Below are 19,629 nucleotides of genomic sequence, written 5' to 3' on the forward strand. Positions count from 1 at the left end.
TCGCTACCATGGTTTATCCGGACCTGACCGGGGCTCCGGAACCTCCCCCAGACTCCGTCCGGGGGGACCCCCAGAGGAGCGCTCTTGCCAGACGAGGTCCAGCCGCCACTCTCTGCCGCGCAGCCCGACCCCCAGGCCGATCCGGCCGCGGCGGCTGCGGCGACGCCCCCGCCGGCCCCGCCGGTGAGGCCCCTCCCGGCCAAGCCGGCCGGGTCCTCCAACCGGGTGCGCGCCCGGCTGGCCCGCCTCGGCGTGCAGCGTTCCAACCCGTACAACCCGGTACTGGAACCCCTGCTCCGTATAGTCCGCAGCAACGATCCCAAGATCGAGACGGCCACGCTGCGCCAGATCGAGCAGGCCTACCAGGTCGCCGAGCGCTGGCACCGCGGCCAGAAGCGCAAGAGCGGCGACCCGTACATCACCCATCCGCTCGCGGTGACCACGATCCTCGCCGAGCTCGGGATGGACCCCGCCACCCTGATGGCGGGGCTGCTGCACGACACCGTCGAGGACACCGAGTACGGCCTCGACCAGCTCCGCCGCGACTTCGGCGACGCCGTGGCCCTCCTCGTCGACGGCGTCACCAAGCTCGACCGGGTCAAGTTCGGCGAGGCCGCCCAGGCCGAGACCGTCCGCAAGATGGTCGTCGCCATGGCCAAGGACCCCCGGGTCCTGGTCATCAAGCTCGCCGACCGCCTGCACAACATGCGCACCATGCGCTACCTCAAGCGGGAGAAGCAGGAGAAGAAGGCCCGCGAGACCCTGGAGATCTACGCTCCGCTGGCGCACCGCCTGGGCATGAACACCATCAAGTGGGAGCTGGAGGACCTCGCCTTCGCGATCCTCTACCCCAAGATGTACGACGAGATCGTCCGCCTGGTCGCCGAGCGGGCCCCCAAGCGGGACGAATACCTCGCCGTCGTCACCGACGAGGTGATGGTCGACCTGCGCGCGGCCCGGATCAAGGCCACGGTCACCGGCAGGCCCAAGCACTACTACAGCGTCTACCAGAAGATGATCGTCCGCGGCCGTGACTTCGCGGAGATCTACGACCTGGTGGGCATCCGCGTCCTCGTGGACACCGTCCGGGACTGCTACGCGGCCCTCGGCACCGTGCACGCGCGCTGGAACCCGGTCCCCGGCCGGTTCAAGGACTACATCGCGATGCCCAAGTTCAACATGTACCAGTCGCTCCACACGACGGTCATCGGACCCAACGGCAAGCCGGTCGAACTCCAGATCCGCACCTTCGACATGCACCGCCGCGCCGAGTACGGCATCGCCGCGCACTGGAAGTACAAGCAGCAGACCGTCGCCGGCGCATCCAAGGTCCGCACCGACGTCCCGCAGGCCGCCAAGGGCAGCGCCGGCCAGGACACCGTCAACGACATGGCGTGGCTGCGCCAGCTCCTCGACTGGCAGAAGGAGACCGAGGACCCGGGCGAGTTCCTCGACTCGCTGCGCTTCGACCTCTCCCGCAACGAGGTCTTCGTCTTCACCCCCAAGGGCGACGTCATCGCCCTGCCCGCCGGGGCGACGTCCGTGGACTTCGCGTACGCGGTCCACACCGAGGTCGGCCACCGCACCATAGGCGCGCGGGTCAACGGCCGGCTCGTCCCGCTGGAATCGACCCTCGACAACGGCGACCTCGTCGAGGTGTTCACCTCCAAGGCCGAAGGGGCCGGCCCGTCCCGGGACTGGCTGGGCTTCGTCAAGTCCCCCCGGGCCCGCAACAAGATCCGCGCCTGGTTCTCCAAGGAGCGCCGCGACGAGGCCATCGAGCACGGCAAGGACGCCATCGCGCGGGCCATGCGCAAGCAGAACCTGCCGATCCAGCGGATCCTGACCGGCGACTCCCTCGTCACCCTGGCGCACGAGATGCGCTACCCCGACATCTCCTCCCTCTACGCGGCGATCGGCGAGGGCCACGTGGCCGCGCAGGGCGTCGTGCAGAAGCTGGTCCAGGCCCTCGGCGGCGAGGAGGCCGCCAACGAGGACATCGAGGAGAGCGTCCCGCCGTCCCGCGCCCGCACCAAGCGGCGCGGCAACGCCGACCCGGGCGTGGTCGTCAAGGGCGTCGACGACGTGTGGGTCAAGCTGGCCCGCTGCTGCACCCCGGTACCGGGCGACCCGATCATCGGCTTCGTCACCCGCGGCAGTGGCGTATCGGTTCACCGCGCCGACTGCGTCAACGTCGACTCCCTCTCCCAGCAGCCCGAGCGGATGCTGGAGGTGGAGTGGGCCCCGACCCAGTCCTCCGTCTTCCTGGTCGCCATCCAGGTCGAGGCGCTGGACCGCTCCCGGCTGCTGTCGGACGTCACGCGGGTCCTGTCGGACCAGCACGTCAACATCCTCTCCGCGGCCGTGCAGACCTCCCGCGACCGGGTGGCCACCTCCCGGTTCACCTTCGAGATGGGCGACCCGAAGCACCTGGGCCACGTCCTGAAGGCCGTACGGGGCGTCGAGGGCGTCTACGACGTCTACCGCGTGACCTCGGCCCGCAGGCCGTGACCGGACGACGGCACACATGACGGTGGGCGCCACCCCCGAGGGGTGGCGCCCACCGTCATGTCCGGCGCTGCGGCCCGGTCAGGGGCAGCCCCACCAGACGAAGTTGAGGTTGCCGCCGAAGAGGGCGGACACGGCCGTGGCGGACCCCAGGATCCACATCACGGTGCTGCGCCGGGCCCGGGCCAGGGCCAGCGCGAAGGGGAAGAGCAGCGGGAACGCCGGCATGATGAAGCGCATCTTCGAGAAGTAGAAGCCCGCCCCGCCCAGCGCCATCAGCATGATCATCGCCGCGAAGATCCACACGACCATGGGGGGCCGGCGCCGGCGCGTCATCAGCACGAACAGCACCACCGCCGTGACGACCGTCAGCGAGACGACCACGTGGTTGAGGGTGGTGTGCACCTCGGTGAAGGTCTTCTTCAGCTCGCTGAGGGTGTCGAAGCCCCCGTCGTACACCGAACCCCAGCGGCGCTGGAGCTCGAAGTAGCCGTCCCAGCGGCCGAAGTGCCAGCCGACGTAGCCCACGTACCCGAACCAGCCCAGCGGGGCGATCAGCGAGGCGGCCACGATCCGCCCCACCGCAGGCCGCTGCGAGCGGCGCCCGCGGCGCCACTGCACGTACTCCCAGACCCCCGCCAGCACCACGGCCGCGACGATCGCCGAACCGGAGGGCCGGGTGGCCCCCGCGAAGAACGCCAGCACACCGGCCGTCAGCCAGGACTTCGTCATCACCGCGTACATCGCCCACACGGACAGGGCGAGGAACAGCGGCTCGGTGTACGCCATCGACTGGACGAGCGCCGCCGGCACGATCGCGAACAGGGCACAGGTGAAGAGCGCGACCCGGCGGCCGTAGATCTTGTCGGTGACGGCGAAGATGCCCCACGCGGCGACCACCGACGCCAGCAGCGCCAGCCCTATCGCCACCCAGTTCATGGGCAGGTGCGTGACGTACGAGGTGTACCGCACCAGCATCGGGTAGACGGGGAAGAACGCCATCTGGCAGCTCGGCCCGGCGAACGCGCACGGCGACGGCGTCGCCAGCGGGGTCGTCAGCCCGTTCTCGGCGATGTGCAGGTAGTAGACCGCGTCCCAGCGGCCCCCCAGGATCTCCAGCGGCCGCACGTCCTTGCGCTCGGCCCAGATCGCCATCACGGCGAGCCCGGTCGCGCGCAGGGCGATGTGGACCAGCAGCGCCTTCCGGGCACGCTTCAGATGGGCGAGTACGCGCCGTCCGACACCACGCAGCCCGGAGTCCTTCGTGCCGGAAAGCGGTTCGGCGACGAGAAGGGAGTCGGGGACATCAGCGCGTATCTGGGTATGCGTCACATTCGATCCTGGTCGTCGCCCGGCAGAAGGCCGCCGAGGCGGCACCGTACAACGTTACACAGGGGGAGGGTGCAACCCGCGCGCACCCTGTGTCGAAACCACGTAACGAATCGGACGCATCCTCAGCCGTGCCCGGCCCGGCCCGCGCACCCCCGCACGACGGACGGGCACCACCGGAACCGACCGGTGGTGCCCGTCACGGACGCGTCCGAAGACGGCGGCGGGATGTCAGCCGCCGAACTCCTCCAGACCCTTCAGGGCCTGGTCCAGCAGGGCCTGGCGGCCCTCCAGCTCGCGCGACAGCTTGTCGGCCTTGGTGTTGTTGCCGGCCGCGCGCGCGGCGTCGATCTCACCGCGCAGCTTGTCGACGGCCGCCTGGAGCTGACCCGTCAGGCCGGCCGCACGGGCCCGCGCCTCCGGGTTCGTACGCCGCCACTCGCCCTCCTCGGCCTCCTGGATGGCCCGCTCCACGGCGTGCATCCGGCCCTCGACCTTGGGACGGGCGTCGCGCGGCACGTGGCCGATGGCCTCCCAGCGCTCGTTGAGGGAGCGGAACGCGGCCCGGGCCGCCTTCAGGTCCGTCACCGGGACGAGCTTCTCGGCCTCCTCGGCCAGCTCCTCCTTCAGCTTCAGGTTCTCCACCTGCTCGGCGTCCCGCTCCGCGAACACCTCGCCGCGCGCCGCGAAGAACACGTCCTGGGCACCGCGGAACCGGTTCCACAGGTCGTCCTCGGCCTCGCGCTGCGCCCGGCCCGCCGCCTTCCAGCTGTCCATCAGCTCGCGGTAGCGGGCGGCCGTCGGACCCCAGTCCGTCGACTTCGACAGCGACTCGGCCTCGGCGACCAGCTTCTCCTTCGCCTTGCGGGCGTCCTCGCGCTGGGCGTCCAGCGCGGCGAAGTGCGCCTTGCGGCGCTTGGAGAAGGCGGAACGGGCGTGCGAGAAGCGGTGCCACAGCTCGTCGTCCGACTTGCGGTCGAGCCGGGGCAGGCCCTTCCAGATGTCCACCAGCGCCCGCAGCCGCTCACCGGCACTGCGCCACTGGTCGCTCTGCGCCAGCTGCTCGGCCTCGGTCACCAGGGCGTCCTTGGCCGTACGGGCCTCGTCCGCCTGCTTGGCCTTCTGGACCTTGCGCTCCTCGCGCCGCGAGTCCACCGACGCCACCAGCTTGTCGAGCCGGACGCGCAGCGCGTCGAGGTCGCCCACGGCGTGGTGCTCGTCCACCTGCGTCCGCAGGTGCTCGATGGCCGTCTGGGCGTCCTTGGCGGACAGATCGGTGGTCCGCACCCGCCGTTCGAGGAGGCCGATCTCGACCACCAGGCCCTCGTACTTGCGCTCGAAGTAGGCCAGGGCCTCCTCGGGGGTGCCCGCCTGCCACGAGCCGACGACCTGCTCGCCCTCGGAAGTACGCACGTACACGGTGCCGGTCTCGTCGACTCGGCCCCACGGGTCGCTGCTCACAGCGCCTCCTCCACCTGATGCCGCGCGGGGTGGTGTCCCCCCGGCATCGTCCACAGTTTCCTGGGGCGGGCAGCGCCCGCCCTGCACAACGCCAACATAGGCGACCGCCGGGCCGGCTGTCCGCATCCCGCACGACGGAATATCGCCGCACGGGCCGCGGGCCGGCCGGGCCGGGGCCGCCGGACCCCCGTCAGTCCTTCGTGACGGTGGCCTTCTCGATGGTCACGGGCGTCTTCGGGGCGCCGTCCGGGGCCCCGTCGGCGGTACCCGCCTTGGCGACCTCCTCCAGCACCTTCAGCCCGGCCGCGTCGATCTTCCCGAACGGGGTGTACGAGGGGGCGAGGGGGCTGTCCTTGTAGACGAGGAAGAACTGGCTGCCGCCGCTGCCCGGCTGGCCGGTGTTGGCCATCGCCACCGTGCCGGCCGGGTAGACCACCTGGCCCTGCTCGTTCGGCTTGCCCAGGGAGTCCAGGTTCTCGTCCGGGATGGTGTAGCCCGGGCCGCCCCGGCCGGTGCCCTCCGGGTCGCCGCACTGGAGCACGTAGATCCCCGAGGTGACCAGGCGGTGGCACTTGGTCTTGTCGAAGAAGTTCTTGTCGGCGAGCGACTTGAACGAGTTCACCGTCTGCGGGGTCTTCGAGGCGTCCATCCCGAACCTGATCTCGCCCGCGCCGGTCTTCAGGTCGAAGGTGTACTTCGCCTTGTCGTCGATCGCCATCGCCGGGGAGGGCGACTTCTTCGGCTCCGGCGCCGAGGGCGAGGCCGAGGGCTCGGCCGCGGAATCCTTCTTGTCCTTGGAGTCGAAGACACCGCCCGCGACCAGGCCGACCAGCGCCACGATCACCACGGCCGAGGCCGCACCGATGATCGCCAGCCGCTGCCGCGACTTGCGGCGGGCCTCCGCGCGGCGCTTCTGCTGGCGCTCGTACTTCTCCCTGGCGAGCTGTCGCCGACGCTGATCGCTCGTGACCACCGGGTCGTCTCCTTGTGCGTCTCTGGTACCGCTGTCCGGGCTCGGTTAGGCCGTACCGTATATGGGTTCGCTGTGTGATGAGGGGCGCCGGTAGGCTCTGAGCAGCAGATTCCGAACTGCTCCCGCCCGACGGACGACGATTGAGGACGAACGTGCTGATTGCCGGGTTCCCCGCCGGGGCCTGGGGGACCAACTGCTACCTGGTCGCCCCCGCCGCGGGTGAGGAGTGCGTCATCATCGACCCGGGCCACCAGGCCGCCCAGGGCGTCGAGGAGACGCTGAGGAAGCACCGTCTCAAGCCCGTCGCGGTCGTCCTGACCCACGGCCACATCGACCATGTGGCCTCGGTGGTCCCGGTGTGCGGAGCGCACGACGTTCCCGCCTGGATCCACCCCGAGGACCGCTACATGATGAGCGACCCGGAGAAGGCCCTCGGCCGCTCCATCGGCATGCCGCTCATGGGAGAGCTCACCGTCGGCGAGCCGGACGACGTCCGCGAGCTGACCGACGGCAGCGCCCTGAAGCTGGCAGGGATGGAGTTCTCGGTGGCGCACGCGCCCGGCCATACCAAGGGGTCGGTGACCTTCCGGATGCCCGAGCAGGCCGACGTACCGCCGGTCTTCTTCTCGGGCGACCTGCTCTTCGCCGGCTCCATCGGACGCACCGACCTGCCCGGCGGCTCCCACGCCGAGATGCTCCAGTCGCTGGCCCGCGTGTGCCTGCCGCTGGAGGACTCGACGGTGGTGCTGTCCGGCCACGGTCCCCAGACCACCATCGGCCGCGAGCGCGCCACCAACCCGTACCTGCGGGAAGTGGCCGCCGGCCTGGGGGACGGCTCCGCCGCCCCACGACGAGGAATGTGACGACTTTCGTGAGCACCTTCAAGGCCCCCAAGGGCACGTACGACCTGCTGCCGCCCCGCTCCGCCCGCTTCCTGGCGGTCCGCGAGGCGATCGCCGCGCCCCTGAAGAACTCCGGCTACGGATACGTGGAGACCCCCGGCTTCGAGGACGTGAAGCTGTTCTCCCGCGGCGTCGGCGAGTCCACCGACATCGTCAGCAAGGAGATGTACACCCTCACCACGAAGGGCGGCGACGAGCTCGCCCTGCGTCCCGAGGGCACCGCCTCCGTGCTGCGCGCGGCCCTCCAGGGCAACCTGCACAAGCTCGGCAGCCTGCCCGTCAAGCTCTGGTACTCCGGCTCGTACTACCGCTACGAGCGCGCCCAGGCGGGCCGCTACCGCCACTTCTCCCAGGTCGGCGCCGAGGCGATCGGCGCCGAGGACCCGGCGCTGGACGCCGAGCTGATCATCCTCGCCGACCAGGCGTACCGCTCGCTGGGCCTGCGCGACTTCCGCATCCTGCTGAACTCGCTCGGCGACAAGGAGTGCCGCCCGGTGTACCGGGAGGCGCTCCAGGGCTTCCTGCGCGGCCTCGACCTCGACGAGGAGACCGTTCGCCGGGCCGAGATCAACCCGCTGCGCGTCCTCGACGACAAGCGGCCCGACGTCCAGAAGCAGCTGGTCGGCGCCCCGGTGCTGCGCGACTACCTGTGCGACGCCTGCAAGGCGTACCACGAGGAGGTCCGGGCGCTGGTCACGGCCGCCGGGGTCGCCTTCGAGGACGACGAGAAGCTGGTCCGCGGCCTCGACTACTACACCCGCACCACCTTCGAGTTCGTCCACGACGGCCTGGGCTCCCAGTCCGCGGTCGGCGGCGGCGGCCGCTACGACGGCCTGTCCGAGATGATCGGCGGACCGGCCCTGCCGTCCGTCGGCTGGGCGCTGGGCGTCGACCGGACCGTGCTCGCCCTGGAGGCGGAGGGCGTGGAGCTGGACATCCCGGCGGCCACGTCGGTCTTCGCCGTCGCGCTGGGCGAGGCCAAGCCCGCCGTTTTCGGCCTGGTGACCGAGCTGCGCAAGGCGGGCGTCGCGGCGGACATGTCGTACGGCGGCAAGGGCCTCAAGGGCGCCATGAAGGACGCCAACCGCAGCGGTGCGCGCTTCGCGGTGGTCGCGGGCGACCGCGACCTCGCCGAGGGCGTGGTCCAGCTCAAGGACATGGAGTCCGGCGAGCAGAGCGCCGTGGCGGTCGCCGACCTCGTCGCCGAGGTGCGGGCCCGTCTGGCCTGACGCGGACACCGCCGGGGGGGGGGGGGGGGGGGGGGGGGCCCCCCCCCCCCCCCCCCCCCCCCCCCCCCCCCCCCCCCTTCCGCTTCTCCCGTTCAGTCCTCCGTCAGCGCCGGGCCGCCGACCGGGCCGGGGTCCAGCAGGTCCGTCTCCTCGAAGACCAGCAGGGTGCGGGTGGAGAGCACCTCGGGGATGGACTGGAGGCGGGTCAGGACCAGCTCCCGCAGGGTGCGGTTGTCCGCCGTGTGGACCAGCAGCAGGACGTCGAAGTCCCCGCTGACGAGGGCGATGTGGGCGGCCCCCGGAAGCTCGCGCAGCTTCTCGCGCACCGTCCGCCAGGAGTTCTGGACGATCTTCAGGGTGATATAGGCAGAGGCCCCCTGACCTGCACGTTCGTGGTTCACCCGGGCGGTGAACCCGCGGATCACCCCGTCGTCGATCAGCCGGTTGATCCGGGCGTACGCGTTCGCGCGCGAGACGTGCACCTGCTCGGCGACGGACCGTATCGACGCGCGGCCGTCCGCCTGGAGCAGCCGCATGATCGACCGGTCGATCGGGTCCAGGGGCCGGGGCGGCACGGGCGGTGCCGAGGGGGCGGGCGGGATCTGCGGGGCTGCGACCTGCGCGGGCGGCGGGGCCGGTGGGGCGGCCGGGGCACCCCCCGGTGAAGCCGGTACGGAGCCCGTTCCGGCCATTTGTTCATCCGGCATTGCCCACTGCCTCCCTCTCCTGGACGTCCTGCATCCATCCCAGGGCTCCGTCGCCAGTTTGTCCACAGCCTGGAGCCGCCTGTAGCCAAATTGCGCTGACGACCGAACAATCGGTAGGTGAGGCACCCCACAACCGGGGGCCCGCCCCGCCCGCTTCCCACGAGGAGGTGTACGCCGCCATGACGGTCCAAGAGCTGCCCGGTGCCGGTGCGTCCCACCGTGTCACCCCGCCGCCCGCCTGGAGGCCCCGCACGGACGCCGCTCCGCTGCTCCCGGACCCCGAACCCCACCGGGTCCTGGGCACCGCGGCCGCCGAGCGCCTCGACCCCGCGCTGATGCGCCGCTACTACGCCGAGCTGGTGCGGGGCCGCCGCTACAACGCGCAGGCCACGGCGCTCACCCGGCAGGGCCGTCTCGCCGTGTACCCCTCCACCGTCGGGCAGGAGGCCGCCGAGATCGCGGCCGCGCTGGTCCTGGAGGAGCAGGACTGGCTCTTCCCCAGCTACCGCGACACCCTCGCGGCCGTGGCGCGCGGGCTGGACCCCGTGGAGGCCCTCACCCTGCTGCGCGGCGACTGGCACACCGGCTACGACCCGCGCGAGCGCCGCATAGCCCCCCTCTGCACCCCGCTCGCCACCCAGCTCCCGCACGCGGTCGGCGTGGCGCACGCCGCGCGGCTGCGCGGGGACGACGTCGTGGCGCTCGCCATGGTCGGCGACGGCGGCACCAGCGAGGGCGACTTCCACGAGGCGCTGAACTTCGCCGCCGTCTGGCAGGCCCCGGTGGTCTTCCTCGTCCAGAACAACGGCTTCGCCATCTCCGTACCGCTCGCCAAGCAGACGGCCGCCCCGACCCTGGCCCACAAGGCCGTGGGGTACGGGATGCCCGGCCGCCTGGTCGACGGCAACGACGTCGCCGCCCTGCACGAGGTCCTCACCGAGGCCGTGCACCGGGCGCGCTCGGGCGGCGGCCCGACGCTGATCGAGGCCGTCACCTACCGGATGGAGGCCCACACGAACGCCGACGACGCGACTCGTTACCGCTCCGACTCCGAGGTCGAGTCCTGGAAGGCGCACGACCCCGTCGAGCTGCTGGAGCGCGAGCTGACCGGGCGCGGCTGGCTGGACGAGACGGGCATCCGGGAGGCGCGCGACGCGGCCGAGGCGATGGCGGCGGACCTGCGCGAGCGGATGAACGCCGAGCCCGTACTGGACCCGATGGACCTCTTCGCGCACGTCTACGCCGAGCAGACCGGCCGGCTGCGCGAACAGGCGGCCGTGCTGCGCGCCGAACTGGAAGCCGAGGACGACGCATGACGACGATCGCCGAGCCGGGCGCCAAGCCCGCGACGATGGCGCAGGCCCTGACCCGGGCCATGCGCGACGCGATGGCCGAGGACCCCACCGTCCACGTGATGGGCGAGGACGTCGGCACGCTCGGCGGGGTCTTCCGGATCACCGACGGGCTCGCGAAGGAGTTCGGCGAGGACCGGGTCACGGACACCCCGCTCGCGGAGGCCGGCATCCTCGGCACCGCGGTCGGCATGGCCATGTACGGGCTGCGGCCGGTCGTGGAGATGCAGTTCGACGCGTTCGCCTACCCGGCGTTCGAGCAGCTCATCTCGCACGTGGCGAAGATGCGCAACCGCACTCGGGGCGCGATGCCGCTGCCGATCACCATCCGCGTGCCGTACGGCGGCGGCATCGGCGGCGTCGAGCACCACTGCGACTCCTCCGAGGCGTACTACGTGGCCACGCCCGGTCTGACGGTGGTGACCCCGGCGACCGTCGAGGACGCGTACGGGCTGCTGCGGGCCTCGATCGCGAGCGACGACCCGGTGGTCTTCCTGGAGCCGAAGCGGCTCTACTGGTCGAAGGCGCAGTGGTCGCCGGACGCGCCGGCGGCCGTCCCCGGGATCGGCAGGGCGCTGGTCCGGCGGACGGGTACGAGCGCCACCCTGATCACCTACGGGCCCTCGCTGCCGGTCTGCCTGGAGGCGGCCGAGGCGGCGCGCGAGGAGGGCTGGGACCTGGAGGTCGTCGACCTCCGCTCGCTCGTCCCCTTCGACGAGGACACGGTCGTCGCCTCCGTACGGCGCACCGGGCGCGCGGTGGTGGTCCACGAGGCCGGCGGCTTCGGCGGCCCGGGCGCGGAGATCGCCGCCCGCGTGACGGAGCGCTGCTTCCACCACCTGGAGGCGCCGGTGCTGCGGGTGACCGGTTTCGACATCCCGTATCCGCCGCCGATGCTGGAGAAGCACCACCTGCCCGGTGTGGAGCGGATCCTGGACGCGGTGGCCCGCCTGCAGTGGGAGAACTGATGCCGCAGGTCATGGAATTCAAGCTGCCGGACCTCGGCGAGGGGCTCACCGAGGCCGAGATCGTGCGGTGGCTGGTGGCGGTGGGCGACGTCGTCGCCATCGACCAGCCGGTCGTCGAGGTCGAGACGGCCAAGGCGATGGTGGAGGTGCCCTGTCCGTACGGCGGTGTGGTCACCGCCCGGTTCGGCGAGGAGGGCGAGGAGCTGCCGGTCGGCGCCCCGCTGATCACCGTGGCGGTGGGCGCGGAGTCGGCGCCCGCCGGGGCGGCGGCACCGGTCGCCGAGGCGGACGCCGAAGGCTCCGGCACCGCGCCCCGGCCGCTGATCGGGTACGGCTCGGACCACTCGCGCCCGGCGCGTCGGCGGCGGGTGCGGCCCGTCACCGCCGCGGTGTCGGCGCCCGTGGCCGCTCCGGCTCCGGTTCCCGTCCCGGCGGCCCCGGTCCCCGCGGCTCCGGCGGTTCCCGCCGGGCCGGTGCCCGTCATCTCGCCTCTGGTGCGCAAGCTGGCCCGGGACAACGGGGTGGACCTGCGGGCGCTGCGCGGATCCGGGCCGGAGGGCCTGATCCTGCGGGCCGACGTGGAAGCCGCCCTCCGGGCCCCCGAGCCGGTGGCCGCCCCCGCGGCGGTGGCCGCGCAGGGCGAGCGGATCCCCCTCAAGGGTCTGCGCGGCGCGGTGGCGGAGAAGCTCTCCCGCAGCCGGCGCGAGATTCCCGAGGCCACCTGCTGGGTCGACGCCGACGCCACCGAGCTGATGGCGGCGCGGGCCGCGATGAACGCCGTGGACGGCCCGAAGATCTCGGTGCTCGCGCTGCTGGCCCGGATCTGCACGGCCGCGCTGGCGCGGTACCCGGAGCTCAACTCCACGGTGGACCTCGCCGCGAACGAGATCGTCCGGCTCCCGGCCGTCCACCTGGGCTTCGCCGCCCAGACCGAGCGCGGGCTGATGGTCCCGGTCGTCCGCGACGCCCAGACCCGCAGCCCGGAGTCCCTGTCGGCGGAGTTCGCCCGGCTGACGGAGCTGGCCCGGGCGGGGAAGCTGGCCCCCTCGGACCTGACGGGCGGGACGTTCACGCTGAACAACTACGGGGTGTTCGGGGTGGACGGCTCCACGCCGATCATCAACCACCCGGAGGCGGCGATGCTCGGCGTGGGCCGGATCATCCCGAAGCCGTGGGTGTACCGCGGGGAACTGGCCGTCCGTCAGGTCGTCCAGCTGTCCCTGACCTTCGACCACCGGGTCTGCGACGGGGGGGCCGCAGGGGGGTTCCTCCGGTACGTGGCCGACTGTGTGGAGAACCCGGCGGTGCTGCTGCGCGCCCTGTAGCGGCCGGCCCCGCGGCGGCCCGTCAGGGCGGCGGCAGGGCCGGCGGGGTCCAGTCGGCCGGGCGGAGGAGGGCGCGGACGGTGGCCCCGGAAGGGGCGAGGCGGAGGGCGGTGTTGCGGGCCGACACCGCGAGGGGGTGCGTCAGGGCGTGGCCCAGGCGACCGGCCCGGCGGGCCGCTCGTGCGACCGCCTGGGCCCGCGGCCGGCGCACCGCGTCGTAGCGGGACAACGCGGGGGCGACCGGCCCCCCGCCCGCCAGCTCCGCCGCCAGCACCACCGCGTCCTCCAGTGCCTGGCACGCCCCCTGCCCCAGGTTCGGGGTCATGGCGTGGGCCGCGTCCCCGAGCAGGGCCACCCGCCCCACGGCGTACGCGGGCAGCGGGGCCGCCAGCTCGTGGACGTCGTGGTGCAGGACGTCCTCGGGCCGGGTCGCCGCCAACAGCGCGCCCACCTGGGCGTGCCAGTGCGCGAAGCGGCGCTCCAGGACGGACAGCGGGTCCGGGTGCCGGACCCCCGGCGGGCCCGTGAGGACGGCGTGCCATTCGGCGCGGCCGTCCGCGAGGTCGATGTGCCCGAACTCCGCCCCCGGGCCCCAGGTCAGCGCGAAGTCGGCGTCCGTGCCCACCGGTTCCGCGGTGATGGCGCGCAGCACCGTCGAGCCGCTGTAGACGGGTCCGGGGTGGGCCGGGAAGAGCTCCGCGCGGATCCCGCTGCGGATCCCGTCCGCCGCCACGACCAGGTCGGCGTCGGCCGCGGCGTCGAGGGTGCCGGTGCCCGTCCGCAGGCAGCCGGCCGGGAGGGCCTCCCGCAGCAGCCGGTGCAGCACCGCGCGCGGGATGCCGGTGACCGGTGTGCCGAGGGCGCGTTCGAGGGCCCTGCCGTCCATCCGGGACAGCCAGCGGCCGTCCGGGGTGCGGGTGCCGCCCGTGTACTGGGGGTGGGCGGCCGCCCGGACGTCCGCGCCCACGCCCAGTGCGTCCAGCGCGCGGATCCCGTTGGCGGCGAGGGAGATCGCCGCGCCCGCGTCCTCCAGGACGGGGGCGCGTTCCAGGACGCGGACCTCCCACCCGGTGCGGTGCAGTCCGATGGCCGCCGAGAGTCCGCCGATGCCGCCGCCGATGACCAGGGCCCGTCGTGCCGTCATGATCTCCGCCCCTCCCGTTTCTACACCTGTAGAAGTCCTGGGGCGGAGACTACCCCGGGCTTCTACAGGTGTAGAAAGAGGGGGTGAGTGAAGAACGACGGACCGTGCTGGCCGACGCCGCCATCGCCGTACTGGCCGACCTGGGCATGCGCGGGCTGACCCACCGCGCGGTCGACCGGGCCGCCGGGATGCCCCCGGGGACCACCTCGGCCTACCTGCGCACCCGGGCCGCCCTGCTGACCGCCCTCGTACGCCGCCTCGTGGACCGGGACCAGGCCGAGCTCCAGGCCGCCGGGGAGCACACCCCGCTGCCGCTCACCCCCGCCTCGCTCGCCGACGGGCTCGCCGCGCTCACCGCCGCCCGGCTCACCGGGGAGGGGCGGCGGCGTTCCCTGGCCCGCTACGCGTGCGTACTGGAGAGCGTCCGGGACCCGGAACTGCGCGAGATCCTCGTCCCGCGCGAGAACGCCGGGCGGGACGCCGTACGGGCCTTCCTGGCCGCGCACGGCGTCCCCGACCCCGAGACGCGCACCCTCACCCTCCTCGCCTGCGTCGACGGGCTGGTGCTCGAACACCTGCCGGCCGGGGCCCGCGAGGTCCCCCGCGAGGCGCTGGAGGGCCTGGTCGCCGCGGCCCTGCGCTGAGCCGTCGGAGCGGAACGTCCGACGTCAGAACGTCAGCAGGAGTTTGCCCACGTGGGCGCTGGACTCCAGGACGCGGTGGGCCTCGGCGGCCTCGGCGACGGGGTAGGACGCGTGCACCACCGGACGGACCCGGCCCGAGTCGATCAGGGGCCACACGTGCTCCCGTACCGCCGCGATGATGGCCGCCTTCTCCTCCAGCGGACGGGCCCGCAGCGAGGTCGCCGTGATGGCCCCCCGCTTCGCCAGGAGCATCCGCAGGTCCAGCTCCGCCTTCACCCCGCCCTGGAAGCCGATCACCGCGAGCCGGCCGTTCACGGCCAGCGCCTCCAGGTTCCGCGCGAGGTACTTCGCGCCCATGATGTCCAGGATCACGTCCGCGCCGGCCCCGCCGGTCGCCCCCTTCAGCTCCTCCACGAAGTCCTGTTCGCGGTAGTCGATCAGGACGTCCGCGCCCAGCTCCGCACAGCGGGCCAGCTTCTCCTTGCCGCCCGCCGTCACCGCCACCCGCGCGCCCACGGCCTTGCCCAGCTGGACCGCCATGGTGCCGATGCCGCTCGAACCGCCGTGCACCAGCAGGGTCTCGCCCGGCCGCAGCCCCGCGACCATGAACACGTTGGACCACACCGTCGCGACGACCTCCGGGAGCGCCGCCGCCTCCACCAGACCCACGCCCTGCGGGACCGGCAGCAGCTGGCCCGCCGGAACGGCGACCTTCTGCGCGTACCCGCCGCCCGACAGCAGGGCGCACACCTCGTCGCCCACCGCCCAGCCGGACACCCCCGGCCCCAGGGCCGCGATGCGTCCGGAGCACTCCAGACCGGGATAGGGCGAAGCCCCCGGCGGGGGATCGTAGAAGCCCTGCCGCTGCAGGACGTCGGCGCGGTTCACGGCGCTCGCCGCGACCTCGACGAGCACCTCGCCCTCGCCCGCCACCGGATCGGGTACGTCGGCCCAGACGAGGGCCTCGGGGCCGCCCGGCTGCTCGATGGTGATCGCATGCATGGCCCGGAATCTACCGCGCCTACTCCGCCGGGCCGAGCGTGACCTGAGGGGTCGTCGGGGGAGTGGCGCGGACGATGGTGATCAGCCGGTCCGTCAGCTGGAGGGGGCTCGCGTGCGGATCGTCGTACGGGAGCAGGCGGTGCCCGCGGACCACGCTGACGACCAAGTCGTCGGTCTCCCGTACGCCCCGGCCCACCTCGGACCGGTTCACGGGCCGCTCGATCAGGTCCAGGCCGCTGCCCTGATGGATCAGGTCCTCCATCACCGCGCCCGCCCTCGGGCTGAGCACGGACAGGCCCAGCAGCCGTCCGGCGGCGCTCGCGCTCGTGATGACGGCGTCCGCCCCGGACTGCTTCAGCAGCGGGGCGTTCTCCTCCTCGCGGACCGCCGTCACGATCTTCGCGCCCCGGTTGAGCTGCCGGGCCGTCAGGGTGACCAGGACCGCGGTGTCGTCCCGCTGGGTCGCGATGATGACCTGACGGGCCTTCCCGACCTCGGCACGCAGCAGCACCTCGGAACGGGTGGCGTCACCGACGACCCCCGTGAACCCCTCCGAGTTGGCCATGTCGATGACCTTGGCGCTGGGGTCGACGATGACGACCTGCTCCTTCGGGAGGCCGGTCGCCAGCAGCGTCTGGAGCGCCGAGCGGCCCTTGGTGCCGAAGCCGACGACGACCGTGTGCTCGCGCAAGTTCTTCCTCCAGCGGTTCAACCGCCACTCTTCCCGGGTGCGTTCGGTCAGGACCTCCAGGGTGGTGCCGACCAGGATGATCAGGAACAGCACGCGCAGCGGCGTGATCAGCAGGACGTTGACCAGCCGTGCGCTGTCGCTGTACGGGACGATGTCGCCGTAACCGGTCGTCGACAGGGTGACGGTCGCGTAGTAGACGCAGTCGAGGAAGTCGACCTTGTCGTTGGCGTTGTCGTGGTAGCCCTCGCGGTCGAGCCACACGATCAGGACCGTCAGGCACAGCACGAACAGCGCCATCAGCAGTCGGCGCGTGACCTGGCGCAGCGGCCTTTCCACCACCCGCTTGGGCAGTTTGACGCGCCGCGCGACGAGTCTCTCGTCGGCGCCGCGGGCCATCGCGTCCTGGCCGTGGAGTTTCACGTGAAACATCCCCCCGCGGCCCACGGCAGGTCGAGGACCTCCAGCTCCTGCCCGCTGCGCGCCCCGTGCGGCGGGACGACGGCCAGCGCGTCGGCGGCGGCCACCCCGCGCAGCATCGCCGGGCCGTTGTAGCGCAGCGGTACGGCGTGCTCGTCGGTCAGCAGGACCGGCACCAGCCGGGTGTCGTACGGGTGCCCGGGCACGTCGCCCTGGACCGGTACGGCGTAGCGGGGGCGCTGGCGGCGGCCGGCGAGGGCGCGCAGCAGCGGCTCGGCGAGGGTCAGCAGGCCGGACACGGCGGCGAGGGGGTTGCCGGGGAGGCCGACCACGTGGCGGCCGTCCGTACGGTCCCCGAGGCGGGCCAGCAGCATCGGGTGGCCGGGGCGCACGGCGACCCCGTCCACGAGCAGCTCGGCGCCGGCCCGTTCCAGGACGGGGTGGACGTGGTCGACGGGGCCGGAGGCGGTGCCGCCGGTGGTGACGACCACGTCGGCGGTGGATCCGGTGATCGCCTGGAAGAGGGCCTCGGCCCCGGCCGGGTCGTCGCCGAGCCGGCGGGTGGAGACGACCTCGGCTCCGACGCGGGTGAGCCAGGGCGCGAGCATGGGGCTCAGGGCGTCGCGGATCAGGCCGTCGTGGGGGAGGCCCTCGGTGAGCAACTCGTCGCCGAGGACGAGGACCTCCACGCGCGGCCGCGGCCGGGTGACGAGCTCGTCGTACCCGGCGGCCGCGGCCAGACCGAGGACGGCGGGGGTGACGAGGGAGCCGGCCGGGAGCAGCGGGTCGCCGGAGCGGCATTCCTGGCCGCGCGGGCGGATGTCCTGGCCGGTGCCGACGGGCCGGGTGGAGTACAGCTGGCCGCCCGACTCGCGGGCGTGCTCGCTGCGGATCACGGCGGTGGTGTCGGCGGGGATCCGGGCGCCGGTGGCGATCCGTACGGCCTCACCGTCGGCCAGGGGCGCGGGGGAGGCGCCGGCGGTGCCCCCGGCGAGGATCCCGTCGCCGGGGCGCACGGACCAGGGGCCCGGTCCGGCGACGGCCCAGCCGTCCATGGCGGAGGTGTCGAAGGACGGCAGGTCGCCGAGGGCGTCCAGGGAGGTGGTCAGCACCTCGCCGAGCGCGTCCGCGAGGGCCACCCGGTGGGTGCGGGCCCGGACGGTCGTACCGGCCAGGGCGGCGCTCTCCCGGGCGCGCTGCCAGGCGCTGGCCCGGTGGCCCGGCTCGGGGGTGGGCGTGCGGCTCACGAGGGCGAGGGCCTCGTCCAGGGCGCCGTCGGCGTCGGTACGGGTCATGGAGAGCCGTTCCCCTCGGGGTCGGTGGGCTCGGGGTCGGGGGATCCGGCCTCGGCCGCCCAGCGCAGGGCCAGGTCGGCGGCCTTCCGGGAAGCCTCGGCGACGGCCCGGGCGGGGTCGGCGCCGGCCGCCTCGGCGCGGGCGGCGGCGTAGCCCACGAGGAAGGTCGTCAGCGGCGCGGCGGGCCGGGCGACACCGTGGGCGGCGTCGCGGGCGAGGTCGAGCAGCGTCTTGGTGTCGACGTCGATGTCGATGCCGAGCTCGTTCTTGGCGGCGTTGATCCATTGGTCCAGCACGTGCCCATGCTCCCTGATCCGGGCGCGGGCCGTCGCCAGGTCCTCCCAGGTGTCGCAGTCGAAGGAGGCGAGTGGCGCAGCGGCGGTGACCCGGACCAGTTCCAGCTCGGCGGTGAGCGCGCGCAGGGGGAGGCCGTGGAGGGTGCCGTGCTCGGTGGCGAGCAGGGCGATCTCGCGGCGCAGGGGTTCGGCGCGGTAGGCGGCGACGAGGGGCTGGTCGCGGCCGCCGGGGTCCTTGAGGAGGGCCCCGTCGCCCGGGCCGCCGGCGGCGGCCGCGAGCAGGGCGCGGACGGTGTCCGCGTCGAGGAAGGGGAGGTCCGCGGAGAGCACGAGGACCAGCGCGGAGGTCGTCCGCCGCAGGCCGGCGTGGAGCGCGGCCACCGGGCCGCCGCCGGGCGGGGCCTCCAGGGTCCAGTCGACCGGGCGGGCGGTGGGCCTGCGGGCGCCGACGACCACCGTCGCGGCGGCGTCCGGGCAGGCCGCCAGGACGCGGTCGAGGAGGGTGCGGCCGCCCACCGGGAGGGTGGGCTTGTCGGCCCCGCCGAGGCGCCGTGCGGCTCCGCCGGCGAGGACGATGGCGTCGTAGCTCATGTCCCCGAGTATGCGGGGCCCCTCGGGGGTGCGGCGGAGCCCGCTCACCCCCTGCTGATCCGCCGGCTGCGGGCGGGGCCGGAGCAGCCGGCGCCGGCGGAGCTGGGAGGAGCCCCGCCGGCGGGGTGGCCTAGGGGGTGTCCGCAAAGTAGCGTCGTCCGCCCGCGGGGCAGGCGGGACTTTGCGGACACCCCCTAGAGGTACGGGCCCGAGCGGATGGCTCCGTGGGGGCCGTCTTCGTCCTCGTCGTCGTGGGAGCCGCCCGGGGGCAACGCGCGGCGCATCTGCTCCAGTTGGGCCCGCGCCGCCATCTGCTGGGCGAACAGGGCCGTCTGGATGCCGTGGAAGAGGCCCTCCAGCCATCCCACCAATTGTGCCTGCGCGATCCGGAGTTCCGCCTCGGACGGGATCGCCTCCTCGGTGAACGGCAGGGAGAGGCGTTCCAGTTCCTCGACCAGCTCCGGGGCCAGGCCGTCTTCCAGTTCCTTCACCGACGCCGCGTGGATGTCCTTGAGACGGACCCGGCTGGCCTCGTCCAGAGGTGCGGCGCGGACCTCTTCCAGAAGTTGCTTGATCATGCTGCCGATCCGCATGACCTTGGCGGGCTGTTCGACCATTTCCGTCACCGGGACCTCGCGCGACTCGTCATCGGCGCCGCCGACCGCCTTCCCGTCCTGTCCCACGATCAGGACGTGCGGGGGACTGTCCTGCGACCGTTCACTCCTCGGCATCTCCATGCCGTCATTCTCTCGCACACCTTCGTTCTCACACGGTGTGCCCCCGCACGGGCGTGAT

At 73.2% G+C, this 19,629-nt stretch carries 17 protein-coding genes; 7 read left to right on the forward strand and 10 right to left on the reverse strand.

Going from position 1 to position 19,629, the window contains the following annotated elements:
• Positions 1–84 precede the first annotated feature (84 nt).
• Positions 85–2,511, forward strand: coding sequence for a RelA/SpoT family protein (locus ACZ5NJ_RS01395; protein ID WP_468761433.1), 2,427 nt, complete (start codon positions 85–87; stop codon positions 2,509–2,511).
• Between the two features lie 78 nt (positions 2,512–2,589).
• Here ACZ5NJ_RS01395 and ACZ5NJ_RS01400 read toward each other — a convergent pair whose 3' ends face one another.
• From ACZ5NJ_RS01400 to ACZ5NJ_RS01410, 3 genes are all read right to left on the reverse strand, one after another.
• Positions 2,590–3,840: a glycosyltransferase family 39 protein gene (locus ACZ5NJ_RS01400; RefSeq protein ID WP_468761435.1), complete on the reverse strand. Its 1,251-nt coding sequence runs from the start codon at positions 3,838–3,840 to the stop codon at positions 2,590–2,592.
• A gap of 228 nt (positions 3,841–4,068) precedes the next feature.
• Positions 4,069–5,298, reverse strand: coding sequence for a DUF349 domain-containing protein (locus tag ACZ5NJ_RS01405; RefSeq protein ID WP_468761437.1), 1,230 nt, complete (start codon positions 5,296–5,298; stop codon positions 4,069–4,071).
• 190 nt (positions 5,299–5,488) lie between these two features.
• Positions 5,489–6,271: a peptidylprolyl isomerase gene (locus ACZ5NJ_RS01410; RefSeq protein ID WP_468761439.1), complete on the reverse strand. Its 783-nt coding sequence runs from the start codon at positions 6,269–6,271 to the stop codon at positions 5,489–5,491.
• Between the two features lie 152 nt (positions 6,272–6,423).
• Here ACZ5NJ_RS01410 and ACZ5NJ_RS01415 point away from each other — a divergent pair, with 152 nt between their 5' ends.
• Both ACZ5NJ_RS01415 and hisS read left to right on the forward strand, forming a co-directional pair.
• Positions 6,424–7,134, forward strand: a complete 711-nt coding sequence (locus ACZ5NJ_RS01415) for an MBL fold metallo-hydrolase (protein WP_468761441.1) — start codon at positions 6,424–6,426, stop codon at positions 7,132–7,134.
• An 8-nt stretch (positions 7,135–7,142) separates the two neighbouring features.
• Entirely contained in the window at positions 7,143–8,402 is a 1,260-nt protein-coding gene (gene hisS, locus ACZ5NJ_RS01420; protein WP_468761444.1) for a histidine--tRNA ligase, read from the forward strand.
• Positions 8,403–8,494: 92 nt separating this feature from the next.
• Here hisS and ACZ5NJ_RS01425 read toward each other — a convergent pair whose 3' ends face one another.
• Positions 8,495–9,109, reverse strand: a complete 615-nt coding sequence (locus tag ACZ5NJ_RS01425) for an Lrp/AsnC family transcriptional regulator (RefSeq protein ID WP_468761445.1) — start codon at positions 9,107–9,109, stop codon at positions 8,495–8,497.
• A 179-nt stretch (positions 9,110–9,288) separates the two neighbouring features.
• On the opposite strand from ACZ5NJ_RS01425, the gene pdhA reads away from it, so the two are divergent.
• From pdhA to ACZ5NJ_RS01440, 3 genes are read left to right on the forward strand one after another with little or no spacing between them, the layout of a single operon-like run.
• Positions 9,289–10,425, forward strand: coding sequence for a pyruvate dehydrogenase (acetyl-transferring) E1 component subunit alpha (gene pdhA / locus ACZ5NJ_RS01430; RefSeq protein ID WP_468761447.1), 1,137 nt, complete (start codon positions 9,289–9,291; stop codon positions 10,423–10,425).
• Positions 10,422–11,429, forward strand: a complete 1,008-nt coding sequence (locus ACZ5NJ_RS01435; protein ID WP_468761449.1) for an alpha-ketoacid dehydrogenase subunit beta — start codon at positions 10,422–10,424, stop codon at positions 11,427–11,429. The genes pdhA and ACZ5NJ_RS01435 overlap by 4 nt, the downstream gene beginning before the upstream one ends.
• Complete coding sequence (locus ACZ5NJ_RS01440) at positions 11,429–12,754, forward strand: dihydrolipoamide acetyltransferase family protein (RefSeq protein ID WP_468761451.1); 1,326 nt, start codon at positions 11,429–11,431, stop codon at positions 12,752–12,754. Before ACZ5NJ_RS01435 ends, ACZ5NJ_RS01440 begins: the two co-directional genes overlap by 1 nt.
• Before the next feature lie 22 nt (positions 12,755–12,776).
• Here ACZ5NJ_RS01440 and ACZ5NJ_RS01445 read toward each other — a convergent pair whose 3' ends face one another.
• Positions 12,777–13,898, reverse strand: coding sequence for an FAD-dependent monooxygenase (locus ACZ5NJ_RS01445; RefSeq protein ID WP_468761453.1), 1,122 nt, complete (start codon positions 13,896–13,898; stop codon positions 12,777–12,779).
• Positions 13,899–13,981: 83 nt separating this feature from the next.
• On the opposite strand from ACZ5NJ_RS01445, the gene ACZ5NJ_RS01450 reads away from it, so the two are divergent.
• Positions 13,982–14,542: a TetR/AcrR family transcriptional regulator gene (locus ACZ5NJ_RS01450; protein ID WP_468761455.1), complete on the forward strand. Its 561-nt coding sequence runs from the start codon at positions 13,982–13,984 to the stop codon at positions 14,540–14,542.
• Between the two features lie 24 nt (positions 14,543–14,566).
• Here ACZ5NJ_RS01450 and ACZ5NJ_RS01455 read toward each other — a convergent pair whose 3' ends face one another.
• The 5 genes from ACZ5NJ_RS01455 to ACZ5NJ_RS01475 form a co-directional block, all read right to left on the reverse strand.
• Positions 14,567–15,544 carry an NAD(P)H-quinone oxidoreductase gene (locus tag ACZ5NJ_RS01455; RefSeq protein WP_468761457.1) on the reverse strand — a complete coding sequence of 326 codons (978 nt, stop codon included), beginning with the start codon at positions 15,542–15,544 and terminating at the stop codon, positions 14,567–14,569.
• A 19-nt stretch (positions 15,545–15,563) separates the two neighbouring features.
• Positions 15,564–16,664, reverse strand: coding sequence for a potassium channel family protein (locus tag ACZ5NJ_RS01460; RefSeq protein ID WP_468761459.1), 1,101 nt, complete (start codon positions 16,662–16,664; stop codon positions 15,564–15,566).
• Positions 16,652–17,947, reverse strand: coding sequence for a molybdopterin molybdotransferase MoeA (locus tag ACZ5NJ_RS01465; protein WP_468761461.1), 1,296 nt, complete (start codon positions 17,945–17,947; stop codon positions 16,652–16,654). Before ACZ5NJ_RS01465 ends, ACZ5NJ_RS01460 begins: the two co-directional genes overlap by 13 nt.
• Positions 17,944–18,834 (reverse strand): NTP transferase domain-containing protein, encoded by an 891-nt coding sequence (locus ACZ5NJ_RS01470; RefSeq protein ID WP_468761463.1) that lies wholly within the window; start codon positions 18,832–18,834, stop codon positions 17,944–17,946. The genes ACZ5NJ_RS01465 and ACZ5NJ_RS01470 overlap by 4 nt, the downstream gene beginning before the upstream one ends.
• Before the next feature lie 194 nt (positions 18,835–19,028).
• Entirely contained in the window at positions 19,029–19,571 is a 543-nt protein-coding gene (locus ACZ5NJ_RS01475; protein WP_468761465.1) for a bacterial proteasome activator family protein, read from the reverse strand.
• Positions 19,572–19,629 lie beyond the last annotated feature (58 nt).

It is taken from the genome of Streptomyces sp. NPDC032091 (assembly GCF_055580265.1).